13 protein-coding genes are annotated in these 14,810 nt (G+C 57.3%); 2 read left to right on the top strand and 11 right to left on the bottom strand.

The window, feature by feature from the left end:
• Nucleotides 1-23 precede the first annotated feature (23 nt).
• Nucleotides 24-2,075 (top strand): ComEC/Rec2 family competence protein, encoded by a 2,052-nt coding sequence (locus tag AC2FIT_RS00405; RefSeq protein WP_496825612.1) that lies wholly within the window; start codon nucleotides 24-26, stop codon nucleotides 2,073-2,075.
• On the opposite strand, the gene lexA is transcribed toward AC2FIT_RS00405, so the two are convergent.
• The 6 genes from lexA to AC2FIT_RS00375 form a co-directional block, all read right to left on the bottom strand.
• Nucleotides 2,069-2,767: a transcriptional repressor LexA gene (gene lexA, locus AC2FIT_RS00400; RefSeq protein WP_496826468.1), complete on the bottom strand. Its 699-nt coding sequence runs from the start codon at nucleotides 2,765-2,767 to the stop codon at nucleotides 2,069-2,071. The two genes, AC2FIT_RS00405 and lexA, sit on opposite strands and share 7 nt — an antisense overlap.
• A 78-nt stretch (nucleotides 2,768-2,845) precedes the next feature.
• Nucleotides 2,846-4,018 carry a molybdopterin molybdotransferase MoeA gene (locus AC2FIT_RS00395; protein ID WP_496825610.1) on the bottom strand — a complete coding sequence of 391 codons (1,173 nt, stop codon included), beginning with the start codon at nucleotides 4,016-4,018 and terminating at the stop codon, nucleotides 2,846-2,848.
• A complete protein-coding gene (gene moaC, locus AC2FIT_RS00390) occupies nucleotides 4,015-4,488 on the bottom strand; it encodes a cyclic pyranopterin monophosphate synthase MoaC (RefSeq protein ID WP_496825608.1) in 474 nt (157 codons plus the stop codon). The genes AC2FIT_RS00395 and moaC overlap by 4 nt, the downstream gene beginning before the upstream one ends.
• Nucleotides 4,488-5,300, bottom strand: coding sequence for an indole-3-glycerol phosphate synthase TrpC (gene trpC / locus AC2FIT_RS00385; RefSeq protein WP_496825606.1), 813 nt, complete (start codon nucleotides 5,298-5,300; stop codon nucleotides 4,488-4,490). Before trpC ends, moaC begins: the two co-directional genes overlap by 1 nt.
• Nucleotides 5,297-6,316, bottom strand: coding sequence for an anthranilate phosphoribosyltransferase (trpD, locus tag AC2FIT_RS00380; protein ID WP_496825604.1), 1,020 nt, complete (start codon nucleotides 6,314-6,316; stop codon nucleotides 5,297-5,299). Before trpD ends, trpC begins: the two co-directional genes overlap by 4 nt.
• Nucleotides 6,313-6,894, bottom strand: coding sequence for an anthranilate synthase component II (locus tag AC2FIT_RS00375; RefSeq protein ID WP_496826466.1), 582 nt, complete (start codon nucleotides 6,892-6,894; stop codon nucleotides 6,313-6,315). Before AC2FIT_RS00375 ends, trpD begins: the two co-directional genes overlap by 4 nt.
• Nucleotides 6,895-7,088: 194 nt before the next feature.
• Between AC2FIT_RS00375 and AC2FIT_RS00370 the strand changes: the two genes are divergently transcribed.
• Nucleotides 7,089-8,678 carry a divergent polysaccharide deacetylase family protein gene (locus AC2FIT_RS00370; RefSeq protein WP_496825602.1) on the top strand — a complete coding sequence of 530 codons (1,590 nt, stop codon included), beginning with the start codon at nucleotides 7,089-7,091 and terminating at the stop codon, nucleotides 8,676-8,678.
• Nucleotides 8,679-8,719: 41 nt separating this feature from the next.
• Here AC2FIT_RS00370 and trpE read toward each other — a convergent pair whose 3' ends face one another.
• The 5 genes from trpE to fabI all read right to left on the bottom strand — a co-directional run bounded on the left by trpE (nucleotide 8,720) and on the right by fabI (nucleotide 14,687).
• Nucleotides 8,720-10,231 carry an anthranilate synthase component I gene (gene trpE / locus AC2FIT_RS00365; protein ID WP_496825600.1) on the bottom strand — a complete coding sequence of 504 codons (1,512 nt, stop codon included), beginning with the start codon at nucleotides 10,229-10,231 and terminating at the stop codon, nucleotides 8,720-8,722.
• Between the two features lie 12 nt (nucleotides 10,232-10,243).
• Nucleotides 10,244-12,085: a peptidyl-prolyl cis-trans isomerase gene (locus AC2FIT_RS00360; RefSeq protein WP_496825598.1), complete on the bottom strand. Its 1,842-nt coding sequence runs from the start codon at nucleotides 12,083-12,085 to the stop codon at nucleotides 10,244-10,246.
• 79 nt (nucleotides 12,086-12,164) lie between these two features.
• Nucleotides 12,165-13,340, bottom strand: a complete 1,176-nt coding sequence (locus tag AC2FIT_RS00355; protein ID WP_496825596.1) for an aminotransferase — start codon at nucleotides 13,338-13,340, stop codon at nucleotides 12,165-12,167.
• A gap of 27 nt (nucleotides 13,341-13,367) precedes the next feature.
• On the bottom strand, nucleotides 13,368-13,877 hold the full coding sequence (gene gpt, locus AC2FIT_RS00350; protein ID WP_496825594.1) for a xanthine phosphoribosyltransferase: 510 nt from the start codon (nucleotides 13,875-13,877) through the stop codon (nucleotides 13,368-13,370).
• Nucleotides 13,878-13,880: 3 nt separating this feature from the next.
• Nucleotides 13,881-14,687: an enoyl-ACP reductase FabI gene (gene fabI, locus AC2FIT_RS00345; RefSeq protein WP_496825592.1), complete on the bottom strand. Its 807-nt coding sequence runs from the start codon at nucleotides 14,685-14,687 to the stop codon at nucleotides 13,881-13,883.
• Nucleotides 14,688-14,810: the final 123 nt, after the last annotated feature.

The raw sequence follows: 14,810 nt of genomic DNA, 5'->3' as shown, positions 1-14,810 counted from the left end.
GAGCCCTAAGGACGGGGGCAACCATGCGTGTTCTGACACGGGTTAAAGCCGCAGTGCTGAACCAGACTGGGTATCTGTTCCAATGGTCTCCGATTTGTCTGGCCGTTGGAGTCGGCCTTTACTTCAGCCTTCGGTTTGAGCCGGGTTGGCAGATCTATACCTGTCTTCTGGCTGCGCTTGTGGTGTTGGTCTGGATCGGTCGCGCGCTGCAGTCCGGTTGGGGTCCGTTGGCACTTGGGGTCGCGCTGATTACCGCTGGGTTTGTCTTGGCGGGTGCGCGGGCCCACTCGGTTGCAGAGCCGGTCCTGTCCTGGCGCTACTACGGCCCTATCGAGGGGAGGGTCGTTGCCTTGGACCGCTCTGCGTCGGACGCGCTGCGCGTGACGCTGGACCAGGTGCGTATAGGGGATGTGCCCCCGGACCGCAGACCGCAGCGCGTCCGACTTTCATTGCATGGCGAATCGGTATCATTGACACCGGGACAAAGGATCATGACCACGGGACACCTGTCGCCGCCTCAGGGACCGGTTGAGCCCGGTGGATTCGATTTCCGCCGTCACGCTTGGTTTCAACGTCTTGGCGCAGTTGGGTATACGCGTTCCCCTGTTGTAACGATTGCGCCGCCAAGCGACGCGACCGAGGGGGTACGCATTACAGCCCTGCGAATGGCCATTTCGGAAAGGGTGCGCTCAATCCTGCCGGGTGAGATTGGAGGGTTCGCAGCCGCGGTTACGACTGGTGACCGCAGTGGTATGGGGCAAGACACGCTCAGATCGCTGCGTGCATCAAACCTGGCGCACCTGCTGGCAATCTCTGGACTGCACATGGGGCTGCTGACCGGCTTCGTGTTTATGGTCAGTCGGCTGGCGATGTCCGCCATTCCCGCCGTGGCTTTGCGGCTGCCCGTGCGCAAGCTGGCCGCGCTCTTTGCGCTGGTCGCCGCCACGTTTTACCTAATGCTGTCCGGGGGGAACGTTGCAACAGAACGCGCGTTTGTAATGGCCAGCGTGATGCTGGGTGCCATCCTTATCGACCGCCGTGCGATTTCGCTGCGCGCTGTTGCTGTCGCTGCGTTGATTGTCTTGACCCTGCGGCCCGAAACACTGTTGAGCCCCGGGTTCCAGATGTCCTTCGCTGCAACTACGGCGCTTGTTGCAGTATTCAGCCACCTCCGCGATTTTGGTCCGATGCCCGGACCGAAATGGCTGAAGCCTGTAGTCGGTTTGTTTTTGTCATCGGCTATCGCCGGATTGGCGACTGCACCGATCGGGGCAGCGCATTTTAACACGATGTCGCACTACGGCTTGTTGGCCAATATGCTTTCAGTTCCCATGATGGGTGCTATTGTTGTTCCGGCGGGTTTTGTTGCGGGACTTTTGGCCCCGTTCGGACTTGAGGCTATCGCGTTGCACGTCATGGGATTGGGATTGGAGTGGATTCTGACCGTGTCCGAGAGGGTGTCGGGCCTGAGCGGAGCCCAGGGGTATATCGTCAGTCCACCGCACTATGTTCTTCCCATGTTCGCGCTAGGCGCCTTGTGGTTGGCGCTGTGGCGTGGTCGGGCCAAATGGATCGGGATCGCGCCGGTTTTCGCGGCGTTTTTTCTTTGGGGGCAGGGACATCGTCCTGACGTTCTGATTGCTGATTCCGGTGGGTTGGTGGGTGTAATGACGGAAAGTGGTCGCGCGCTGAGCAAGGAAAAAGGCAGCGGCTTTATTGCATCGGTTTGGCTTGAAAATGACGGCGACGGAGCGAACCAAGTTAAGGCGGCGAGCCGTTGGCCCGACAGCTCTGGTGATATCCGGCGGTATATTTGGCAAGGCAATGAGCTGGTTCACATCACCGGAAAGCGTGCCGCCCAAGGTTTCGCGGAATGCCGAGAAAACCAAATCGTGGTGTCCGCGGTAGATCTGAACCTGAGTGGAGATTGTAGCCATTTTGACCCCCGGCGTCTAAAACGCACGGGAAGCCTCGCCCTGAATGGCGAAAAAATGGCAACCAGCCGCGAAACGATCGGCCATCGGTTGTGGTCCCCTAGTGAAGGCGGAAGCCGCGATTTCAAACGGGGTCAGTAGCTGCGAATCAATCCAACCAGCCGTCCTTGGACTTTAACCTTATCCTCGGGCAGAACGCGGGTCTCATACGCGGGGTTTGCTGCTTCAAGTGCAATGGCATTTCCACGACGGAAAAAGCGTTTCAGCGTGGCCTCCTGATCCTCGACCAAGGCAACTACAATGTCGCCATTGTCGGCCACTGTGCTTTCGCGGATTACAACGACGTCACCGTCATTAATGCCGGCGTCGATCATCGAGTCGCCGCGAACCTCAAGCGCGTAATGTTCGCTTTTGCCCGAGACCATGCTGCCCGGTACCGCCACACGGTGCGAGACATGGCTAATGGCTTCGATAGGCACACCGGCAGCAATGCGGCCCATCACCGGTAGTTCCATTGCGTCTACGGTTACAGGCTCAAAATTGGCAGGACGCGGGCCGGTCGGTTTGTCACCGTAAATTACCCGAGGTTTAAAGGCGACAGTTGGTTCGCCGCCGAGGCTCTCGGGTAGTTTTACGATTTCAATTGCCCGGGCCCGATGGGCTAGCCGACGGATAAAGCCGCGCTCTTCCAGCGCAGTGATCAAGCGATGAATGCCGGACTTTGAACGCAAATCCAGCGCGGCCTTCATTTCGTCAAAGCTGGGCGGAACACCGTCCGCCTGAACGCGCTTGTGGATGAATTCCAACAAATCCAACTGTTTCTTGGTCAGCATTGCTCTCACCTCGTCGGTCATGCGTTTTCTTTTGTTCTACGCATGTTCACGTTTTGTGTCAACGGATTTGAGCGGGACCTATAGAGGTAGGTACCGGACCTCATCACCAGCTCGGCGCGCAGGGTCATGTGGTTCGCGTACCAACAGCGCGTTGGCTTGGGCCAGAACGCTAAGCAGCGAACTGTCCTGATCTGCGCAAGCACGTATACCATCAGCCCCAAGAACAGCGCGCATGTAGTGCTCACGTGGGCCATTCTTACTGATGGGCTCGGCCAGCCGGGCACTTTGAAATGGGGTGAGAACCTGTTCGATCCCCAGCATACGGCGCAGCATCGGAAGCAAGAAGAGATAGCCGCAAACCATTGCACTCACAGGATTTCCGGGTAACCCAACCATGGCGGTGTTCCCCAACCGCCCGGCCATCAGGGGCTTACCGGGGCGCATGCGGATTTTGTAGAAAGACCGCTCCATCCCCAGGGTCTGTGATACTTCGGCAACCAGATCATATTCCCCAACAGAAGCACCGCCAATTGTGACGACCAGATCGGCCCCGTCGGCCAGCCCAAAAGCTGTCTCAAGCGACGCAACCGTATCGTGGGCGATTGGAAGAATTCGAACATGCGCACCCGCGTTTTCCAACAGTGCCTTCAGTCCAAAGGTGTTCGAAGCGATGATCTGGTCGGGGCCGGGCGTTTCGCCGGGCATCACCAGTTCGTCTCCGGTTGAGATCAACGCAACTACGGGTTTTCGTGTCACCGGCACAGTAGGAAGGTTCATTGCGGCCATCAATGCAATGTCTTCGGGGCGCAAAACACGCGGGGCGGCAATTTTTGTGCCTTGGGTAAAATCTATACCTGCAGGCCGGATATTCGTTTTTGCACCAGGGTCTTCTGTGATCGTAATAAGACTTTCACGCCGTTCTGTATCTTCTTGAACAACAACAAAATCCGCACCTTCAGGCACTGGGGCGCCAGTAAATATACGCACCGCCTGACCCGGACCAACCACGCCGTCGAACCGACGCCCGGCGGCGGATTCGCCGATAACTTCAAACATGGCGTGCAGCTCGGCCTCAGTCGATTTCAGTGCATAGCCATCCATTGAAGACGCAGCAAAAGGCGGCTGATCGCGCGTCGCCGTCATATCCTCAGAAAGAACACGACCGGATGCTTCTGCAAGTAGGATATGCTCGGATGGGAGTGGTGGGACAAGATCAAACAGCAGTGCCCGCGCTTCTTCAACAGAAATCATTTCGCCTCGTAACGTCCTGATTTTCCGCCATCTTTTAGAAGAACACGAATGCCGCCAATTTCCATCGACTTATCAACCGCCTTGGTCATATCATACACGGTCAGTGCAGCGGTTGAGGCCGCGGTAAGGGCCTCCATCTCCACTCCGGTCTGGCCCGAAGTTTTTACGGTCGCCCGAATCTGAACGCCCGGCAAATCAGGGTCTAGCGTCAGATTGACGGACACTTTCGTGACCGGCAGAGGATGACACAGCGGGATCAGATCCGGTGTCTTTTTCGCACCCATGATGCCAGCAAGACGTGCTACGCCCAACACGTCACCCTTTTTTGCCCGGCCTTCTGATATTAAATCAAAGGTTTCCGTCATCATCTTAATGTAAGCAGCCGCAACCGCCACCCTGTCTGTCACGTCCTTTCCCGAGACATCGACCATATGAGCCTGGCCCTGAGCGTCAAAATGGGTCAGGGGCATCACATCACTCCGGGGATCAACGGGTTGGTAAGCAGGCTCCGCGTCGCGCCAGCAACATCATCCTGCCGCATAAGGCTTTCCCCAATCAGGAAACACCGCGCGCCGTATCTGGCAATATCGGCCAGATCTTCGGGTGTGCTCAGCCCGCTTTCGCAAACGATTATACGATCAGCGGGAACCAGTTTAGATAGCCGGCGCGTCGTATCAAGAGTGGTTTCGAAAGTCTTGAGATTCCTATTGTTTATCCCGATTAGTGAACTTTTCAGTTGAGTTGCACGTTCAAGTTCAGCTTCGTCATGAACTTCAATCAGAACATCCATACCCCAATCAAATGCGGTCTGTTCCAGTTCAGCGGCCTGGCTATCTTCGACCGAGGCCATGATGATCAGAATGCAATCCGCACCCAAAGCCCGCGCCTCAACCACCTGATAGGGGTCATACATAAAATCCTTGCGTAATGCTGGCAACGACGTCGCTTCGCGGGCTGCAGTCAGATAGTGTTTTGCACCTTGGAAACTGGGTGAATCGGTCAGCACGGACAAGCAAGTTGCCCCACCTTCTTCATAGGCTTTGGCAAGCGCGGGCGGGTCAAAGTCCGGACGGATCAGTCCTTTGGAGGGGCTCGCTTTCTTAACCTCGGCAATCAGGCCATAACCGCTGCGTGCAGACGCCTGTAAGGCATCGGTAAAACCACGAACTTCCGGGGCGCTGTGGGCCTCACTTTCCAGTTCTTCCAGCGACTTATCAGCTTTATCTGAAGCGATTTCCTCAAGTTTATAGGCTTTTATTCTGTCCAGTACCGTCTCGGTCATGCGGCCTCCTGCGTCAATCGGGCCAGTGCGGCGATTTTTTCTTTTGCTTTTCCGCTATCGATGCTTTCGATGGCCATTGCAACGCCTTCACGCAAATCTGAGACTGCGTCTGCCACCACCAACGCAGCCGCCGAATTCAGCAACACAGCGTCTCTATAGGCCGAGGGCTTTCCATCCAGCAGCGCGCGGAAAGCAACTGCGTTTTCTTCAGGTGATCCACCAAGGATGTCTTCGAACGGGTGGACCGGCAATCCCGCGTCTTCGGGGTGCAATTCGACCTCTTTCACTCCGCCATCTTCGAGAGACGCGACCCAGCTTACGCCAGTTATGGTCAACTCATCCGTACCGTCCGACCCGTGAACCAGCCAAGCATGTTCCGCGCCCAGCAACCCCAGCGTTTCGGCCATTGGGCGGATCAGCTCGCGGCTGAAAGCACCGGTCAACTGGCGTTTGACACCGGCCGGGTTTGTCAACGGGCCGAGAATATTGAAAATGGTGCGGGTTCCAAGCTCCTGCCGGGTCGGCATCACATGGGCAATGGCCGGATGATGCATTGGCGCCATCATAAAGCCGATGCCAACGTCTTCCAGTGCTTTTTCAACAACTTTCGGGCCGACCATAACGTTGATTCCCAACTGTCCCAAAGCGTCCGCGGCCCCGGATTTCGAGCTGAGATTGCGGTTACCGTGTTTGGCAACGGGCACACCGGCACCCGCGACAACAAAGGCGGTCGCGGTCGAGATGTTTAGCGTACCCTTGCCATCACCGCCGGTACCAACGATGTCCATCGCACCGGTCGGGGCTTTGACCGCGTGGCATTTTGCGCGCATCACGGCGGCGGCGGCGGCATATTCCTCGACTGTCTCGCCACGGGTTCGCATGGTCATAAGAAGGCCGCCAATTTGGCTGGGCGTCGCCTGGCCTTCGAATAGAATACCAAAGGCCTGTTCAGCCTCAGCGCGGGTCAACGGCCGATCAACAGCGGCCCCGATCAACGGTTTCAGAGCGTCGCTCATGCAGGAACTTTCATCTCGGACAAGAAATTCTTGAGCAGGGCATGACCATGCTCGGAGGCGATGGATTCCGGGTGGAACTGAACACCATGGATCGGCAGGTCTTGGTGCTGCAGGCCCATTATCGTGCCATCTTCCAACTTGGCCGTTACCTCAAGACAGTCGGGCAAGGTTTTCGGATCGACGACCAGCGAGTGATAACGCGTCGCCTCGAAAGGCGAAGGCAGACCAGCGAACAAACCTTTACCCGTATGGTGCATGGTCCCCATCTTACCGTGCACAATCTCATGACACCGGATGACATCTCCTCCAAAGGCCTGTCCGATTGTCTGATGCCCCAAGCACACACCTAGCAAAGGCGTCTTTGTCTCGGCCGCGGCCTCGGTCAAGGCCAGGCAAATTCCGGCCTGATCAGGGTCGCAAGGCCCGGGACTCAGCAGGATGCCCGCCGGATTCATGGCCATTGCTTCCTGAACATCCAGGGCATCGTTTCGCCGAATGACCATTTCGGCACCAAGTTCGCCTATATAGTGGACGAGGTTGTAGGTAAACGAGTCGTAGTTGTCGATCAGCAGCAGCATTTGGGCACTTGTCTCGGATTGGGCATTTCGGACTGGCGATGCAGCCCCGCGCCAAGGTATAATGTCGGGACATACATGCTCAGGCTTGCGCGGCAGCGTCAAGGGGACATCCTGTTCTTGCTGTTGCCGAAAGTAACTGCTGCAGTAGACGGCGAGTGTGTATTTAAGCAAGGCCAGGACGAGAGGCAATTGTTATGGGCGGATTTGTGGGCGGGATGATCGTGGGAACGATCGTTGTACTTGCGCTGGGGGCGGTGTTGTCTTTGAACGCGCCCCTAACGAACGAACCGGACGTGGCGGTGACGGCTCCGGCTCCTGAGGCGGTAGAAGTCCCCGAAACGGTTGCAGATGCCACCGACGCTGTGAGTGACGCCGATGTACTGGACTTGGCCCCGACCACACCCAAAGCTATTGACGATGAGACGGATACGTTGGCCGAATTGTCGGATGTCGAGCTTGAACCGGAAGCGCAGCCCGAGTTGAAAGAAGCGGCCAAGCAGGTTGACGCGCCTAGCATTCCAAGCTCGACAGCCGTTTCCGTGGCGACCGAGGTGCCGGTTGCGCCGCAGGCGCCGCCGCTTGCGCAAGCATCGCCAAGCGCAGAAGCTTTGCCCGAAGTGTCGCTCGTCGTCCCCGAACCGCAGCCTGCGCCGATTGCTGAGGTTGAGCCAGAGACCACAAATGCCGAGTCGCAACCCAACGCTGAAGTAGCCACGCCCGAGCAGTCAGCAGAGCCTGAGGTTACTGAAACGGAAGCCAAACCCGAACCAAAAGTCGCCGAGGTTGAACCGCAGACTGACCCAAAAACCGCTGAAGTTGAACCGCAGCCCCAGCCTGAAGCGTCTGATGTTGAACCGCAACCCGAACCCGATGTCGCGGCTGTCGACAAGCCAGAAGAGGACGTGAACCCATTTGTCGATAGCCCGATTGCCGTCGAGGGCGACGAGGATACCGCTCCGCGCGATTTGCCCCGAATTGCTTCGGTTCCACAAATCGGCGGAACCGATGAATCGTCCTCGGTTCCCACGGTCGGAAAGCGCGTTCTGCCACTAACTGAGCGCGACGATGTCACACCGGTAAGCTCTACGACTTCGGATACACTTGCACCAAGAAAGCCGATTGAGGTCTTCGCCGCCGAATTTGAAAATCCCGACGACAAGCCGCTTATGTCCATCATCCTGATCGACGATGAAGGGGCGTATGGGGCCGAAGCCTTGCGCGATTTCCCGTATCCGCTCAGCTTTGCTGTCAGCCCGTCTGACCCGGAGGCCGCCGAGAAAATGGCCCGTCATCGCGAGGCAGGGTTCGAGGTGCTGGCCTTGGTCGATCTACCCGAAGCCGCCAGCGCGCAGGATGCCGAGGTGTCACTGGGTGTTTGGCTTGATACGTTACCCGAAACGGTTGGCATTCTCGAAGGTGTCAAATCGGGTATTCAAGGCAACCGCAAACTGGCCGATCAGGTTGCCGCGATTGCTGCCGGGACAGGGCGGGGTCTGATCACGCAGGATAATGGTTTGAACACCGTGCAAAAGCTGGCCGCGCGGAACGGTGTACCTTCAAGTGTGATCTTTCGTGACATAGATGGTGCGCGTCAGGATTCCAAACTCATGCGCCGGTTTCTGGATCAGGCCGCTTTCCGGGCTGGTCAGGAAGGAACTGTTGTAATGCTGGGGCGCGTGCGTCCCGAAACGATCTCGGCCCTATTGTTGTGGGGACTCGAAGATCGGGGCGGCCGCGTTGCGATGGCACCGATTTCGGCGGTGATGATGAAAGGGATTCAGTAAAGAGAAATGGTAAACGGCTCACCTGAAAGGCCAGCCGTTTATCATGAATTCCCAGAGCCCATGAACCGGGCTGCATCGGCTGCCGCGCGCCTTATGGCATTCGACTTGTGGACCGTCTCCATATACTCGGCCTCGGGGTCGCTATCATAGACGACACCGCCGCCGGCCTGAATATACAGCTTATGATCCTTTACGATTGCAGTCCGCAGCGCGATGCACATATCCATGTCGCCCCCAGCGCTGAAGTAGCCCACACCGCCGCCATAGACGCCACGTTTTTCGGGCTCCAGTTCGTCGATGATCTCCATCGCGCGCACTTTCGGCGCACCCGAGACGGTGCCCGCGGGCATCCCGGCAAAAAACGCATCCAGCGCGTCTTTGTCTTCGGCCAACTCTCCGACCACGTTTGAAACAATGTGCATTACGTGGCTGTAGCGCTCAATGATGAACTCTTCGGTCGGACGCACCGTGCCGATTTTGGCCACACGACCGGTATCGTTGCGGCCAAGGTCCAGCAACATCAGATGCTCTGCCAGCTCTTTCTTGTCGGCCAGAAGGTCGACCTCATTGGCCTTGTCTTCCTCGGGAGTTGCGCCACGTGGACGGGTGCCCGCAATTGGCCGGATCGTGACCTGATTGCCGAAGACACGCACCAGAATCTCGGGGCTGGCACCGACAACCTGAAAGCCACCGAAATTGAAATAGAACATAAAGGGCGAAGGGTTCGTGCGTCGCAGCGAACGATAGAGGGTGAAGGGCGGCAGCGGGAAATCCTGCGTCCAGCGCTGCGCGGGGACGACCTGAAAAATATCGCCCGCGCGGATGTAGTCCTTGGCCTTTTCGACCGCCTCCATATAACCGGATTTCGTGAAATTCGATACTGGCGGCGCAATCTCAGACGCATCGCCTAAATCACGCGTCTCAGCGGGCATTGCGCGCTCCAGATCGCGCACGGCGTCCATAACACGCTCGGCGGCCTGCGCGTAAGCGGCTTTGGCTGATTGCCCCTCAGCAACCCACGCGGGTGAGACAACGGTGACCTCTCCTTTTACGCCGTCCAGAACCGCAACCACGGATGGGCGCAGCATGATGGCATCAGGCAGGCCTAACGGGTCGGGATTCACGTCGGGTAGGTATTCCACCAACCGCACCATGTCATAGCCTAGGTATCCAAACAGCCCTGCCGCGGCTTGCGGCAGGTCGTCGGGCAGTTCAATCCGGTTTTCTGCGAGCAGTGCGCGCAGGTTGTCCATCGGGTTGCCATCCTGAGGTACAAACGCGTCGGCGTCGAACCGGGCCGAGCGGTTCAATTCGGATGTGTCCCCCCGACACCGCCAGATCAGGTCCGGCTTCATACCGATGATCGAATAGCGGCCACGAACCTCGCCACCAGTCACCGATTCCAGCATAAATGCGTCTTTCTGTGCTCCGGTCAGTTTGAGCATCAGTGACACCGGCGTATCCAGATCGGCCGCCAAGCGGGTGTATACGATCTGGTTTTCGCCAGCTTCATAGGCGCGGGCGAATCTGTCGAACTCGGGGGTCAGGGCCATTTTCGGTCTCTTTTAATAGCTCGACTGAACGGCGTTCAAAGCCTGCTGGTCAATGACTGGCCGGGCGCGGGCCTGTGCGTCCCGCACGAACGCGTCGAAGATGTTCTGGGCCAACGCTTGGTTCATCTGCGCCTCTAGCGCGGATTGGGCCTGGCGCAATTCGTCGGTTTCCGCAGGCGGCAGCGTTTCATCAAGGCGGACGACAAAGGCCGAACCCGCACCGGGTATGACGCGCATCTCGCCCACTTCCATCTCGAAGACCTGGGTCATGAAATCTGCCGGGACATCGTCCAGAAAGGCAGTGCGGGTCAGCGCATTCTCTACGCGGAAAGGCAGGCCAGTGACATTGAAATCCCCGTCCTCTTTCAATGCTTCAAGGACCGATTTTGCCTTATATTCCAGTGCTTTGTTGGTCTCAGTCAAAGTCCACGCCGCAGCGACACGGTCGCGTGCGCTTTCCAGTGGTTCGGGGCGTTGGGGCAAAACCTCGTTCAGACGCAGGGCGAAGATTGAGCCATCTTCAAGGAAGCCGACTTCGGGAAAGTCGCCTTCGTTCACCGCTTCTGCAGCCGTACGAAACCCGTCATACGCCGCGACGCCATCATCGCTCTGACGGGTCCAGTCCATTTGACCCAACTCCATGTCGGTTTCCTGAACCACCTCTTCCAAGGTTGCGCCACCAGCAAGCAGGTCATTGATACCTTCTGCCTGCGCCTCAATCTGACGGCGGGCGCGATCTGCGGCCAGTTCCTCGCGCAGGGCAGGGGCTGCCTCTTCGAACGGTGTGCTGTTTTCGGCCAGCGCGCCGTTGACGCGGAACAACGCGGGGCCAAAGGTCGAGGGCAACGGGCCTACCACGGTGTCAAGATCAGCGGCAAAAACGGCATCGGCAGCTTCGCCCAGATCTTCCCGGGTGACATCGCCAAGGTCGATATCGCTAAGTTCCAACTGTCGATCACGCACGAGGTTTTCAAATGTCGTTCCGCCAACTTCAAGTTGGGCCATCGCATGCTCTGCCGCTTCTTCATTCGGATATGTCAGGCGTTCGACCAGACGACGTTCGGGCTGAAAGAACTCGGACGCGCGCTGATCGTAGAGTCTGCGCACCATCTCTTCATCGACCTCGACGCTGTCCAGCAGCATGTCGGGGGACAAGATCGCATAGGTCAGTTGTTTTGTGCGGGGCAGGGTAAACTGATCCTGGTTTTCATCGTAATAGGCCTGAATCTGTTCATCCGTCGGTGCAGTAACGGGCGTCTCCAGAGCATCTGGCAACACCGTAGCAACGGTAAAACTGCGACGCGCGGCGATATAGTCGGTTAGCACCTGCGTCACGACAGCAGGCATTTCGACCCCGCTAACCACCGCGTTTTGGACGATCGTACGCGAGGACTCTTTGCGTAAATCCGACTCGAACTCGGAATCCGTCATTCCAACCTGTTCAAGTTGAAATTGATAGGCTTCACGGTCAAAGCTGCCGTTTACACCTTGAAAAGCGGGGATTGCGAGGATTTCCTCTTGCAGGTTTTCGTCGCCGATGGAGATGCCAAGCTCGCCAACCTCATTGTCCAGCGCGGCCAGTGCGGTCAGGCGGGACAAGGCCAATCGGTCCAAACCGATTTCATGCGCCTGCGACATTTGCAAGGGTTGTCCAGTTTGTTGTTCTACAGCACGGATTTCGCGCTGAAGTTCACGCACGTATTCGTTGACCGAGATATCCTCGTTTCCTACCTGCGCAACAGAGCGCACCGTTCCTGTCAGGTTGGTTGCGCCAAATCCTGCAAGGCCCACAAACAGCAGGCCCATCAGTATCCAGACGAAGGTTTTCGATAGGTTTTTCATGCCTGCGGCCATGGTGCCCTCTTGTTCTGTGGCAAGGATCTGCCCTGTCGGTTGCCGCCCTGAATACGACGCGCACCGCTGAGGGGCAAGCTTAGAAGGACAGCGCTTGCAGCCGTTCGAACAATTGCGCGATTCCCGACCGGTCGAGATTGGCAAACGCTATGCGAACCTGACGTTTTCCAGCCGGGTCGCCGTCGGGCATGAACATGGTCCCGGGCAGTAAAAGAATGCCGGCCTCGGGGACCAGACGTCGCGCCAGCGTGTCCGATGGGATGTCAAAGGGATGTTCAAAATAGGCGAAATAGGCACCCAAACCTAACAAGCGCCAGCCCTTCTCTGTCAAACGTGGTAGATGCTCTTGAATCGCGGCGCGACGGTCGAGGATTTCGTCACGCTCCTGCGCGACCCACTGCGACAGGTTCTGTATACCCCAAAGGGCCGAGAATTGGCCGATCTGGCTTGGGCAGATCGCGACTGTGTCGAGGAATTTTTCAACCTCCCTCAATAGGCTTTCTCCGCTGGCAATTGCACCAACCCGATGGCCGGTCAGTCGATAGGCCTTGGAAAAAGAATAGAGGTGGACCAGCGTGTCTTCCCACCCGGGTTGACTGAACAAATCGTGGGGCGGGCCACTGCGGCTGTCGAAATCGCGGTAGGTCTCATCCAATATAAGACGAATGCCAGCTTCGCGCGCGAGGTCATAAAACTCGCGGACCAAATCGCTGGGATACTCAACCCCGCCCGGGTTGTTGGGCGTCACTAAAACGATGGCGCGAGTCTTGTCGGTGATCAGCGCGCGTGCGACTTCTGCATCGGGAAGCAAATCGTCCCCAGTTTGAAGATCGATGGCGCTAACGCCTGCCATATCCAACCACATTTTGTGATTGAAATACCATGGTGTTGGCAGAATAACCTCATCCCCCTGATCCGTAATCGCGGTGATAACGGCGGCAAAGGCTTGATTGCATCCTGATGTGATAGCTACGTGATCCGTGGCCACGTTGGCCCCGTAGTGCCGACCTATTTGCGCTGCCAGTTCGGTCCGCAGTTCGGGGTTTCCAAGAACCGGCCCGTAAAGATGTGCGCGGTCTTCGGTTACAGCGAATTCGGCCATTGCCTGACGCATAGCCAAGGGCGGCGGATCTACTGGCGCTGCCTGACTGACATTGATTAAAGGGCGGTCTTCAGGAAAAACTACACCTTCCAACCATCGCCGCGCCTCCATCACCGGAGGGGCAAACGTAGCAGCAGTGCGTGTCAGGCTCATGCGCGGTCCTTGTTGTTCTGCACAGGATCAGTCGGTGCCGCGATACGGCTCAACATATTGCAGGGCCATATCCCAAGGGAAAAAGATCCAGGTGTCCTGGCTGACCTCGGTGATGAACGTGTTCACCATCGGGCGACCTTTGGGTTTGGCGTAAACAGTCGCAAAATGCGCCTTGGGGTACATCGCGCGCACGAGCTCGAGGGTTTTGCCACTATCGACCAGATCGTCGATGATCAAAATGCCTTCGCCATTGCCCATAAGTTCGGCGTCCGGAGCCTTGAGCACCTCAGCCTCGCCTTGTGCCTGATGATGGTACGAGCGCACACTGATCGTATCAACGGTACGAATATCCAGTTCACGGCTGACAATCATCGCAGGCGCCATACCGCCGCGTGTGATCGCAACTACGGCACGCCAGGCACCATCATCTGGGCCTTGCCCGTCCAGACGCCACGCCAACGCGCGCGAGTCGCGATGAATTTGGTCCCAACTTATGTGAAAGCCCTTTTCGTGGGGCAGACGGTCCTTGGCGCTCATGGCTTAACCCTTTTCAACGTCAGGGGCGTCGACGGCTTTCATGCCGACGATGTGATATCCCGAATCCACGTGCAGGTTCTCGCCGGTCACGCCGCTGCTGAGATCAGACAAGAGGTAAAGCGCCGATCTGCCGACATCATTGATGGTCACGTTGCGGCGCAGGGGCGAGTTATACTCGTTCCATTTCATAATGTAGCGGAAGTCGCCTATGCCACTGGCGGCCAGAGTCTTGATCGGACCGGCCGAGATTGAGTTGACGCGGATACCGTCCTTGCCCAGATCCTCGGCCAGATATTTGACCGATGCTTCCAATGCTGCCTTTGCAACACCCATTACGTTATAATGCGGCATAACCTGTTCGGCGCCGTAATAGGTAAGCGTAATCGCGCTGCTTCCTTCTGACATCATCTTCTCGGCGCGTTGCATCACGGCCGTGAAGGAATAGACAGATATGTCCATGGTCAGCTTGAAGTTTGCCCGGCTGGTATCGACATAACGGCCACGAAGCTCGTTCTTGTCGGAAAAGCCGATCGCGTGAACAACAAAGTCCAGTTTGCCCCACTTATCTTCGAGCGAGGTGAACAAGGCATCAATTGACGCCTCATCACTGACATCACAGGGCAGAACGATTTCACTGCCAAGCTGTGCTGCCAATGGATCGACCCGCTTTTTTAGCGCATCGCCCTGATAGGAAAAGGCCAATTCGGCCCCGGCATCCGATAGAGCGCGCGCAATCCCCCATGCGATCGATTTATCATTGGCCAGTCCCATGATGAGGCCGCGTTTGCCGGCCATCAACTGATTTGACATGTGTGGTTCTCCGCCTGTCGTCGCGATTTGTTGCGTTGGTTTATGCCATTGGGTGCGTTCCATCAAGGCCGTGAACTCTTGCTCGCAGCGGGTTCTCGCCCTAGGGTGTAACTTAAAAGTTTC

The sequence above is a fragment of the Ruegeria sp. YTSA135 genome (assembly GCF_059610165.1).
The sequence above is the reverse complement of the archived record's forward strand: the minus strand, read 5'-3'. Positions and strand labels throughout refer to the sequence as shown.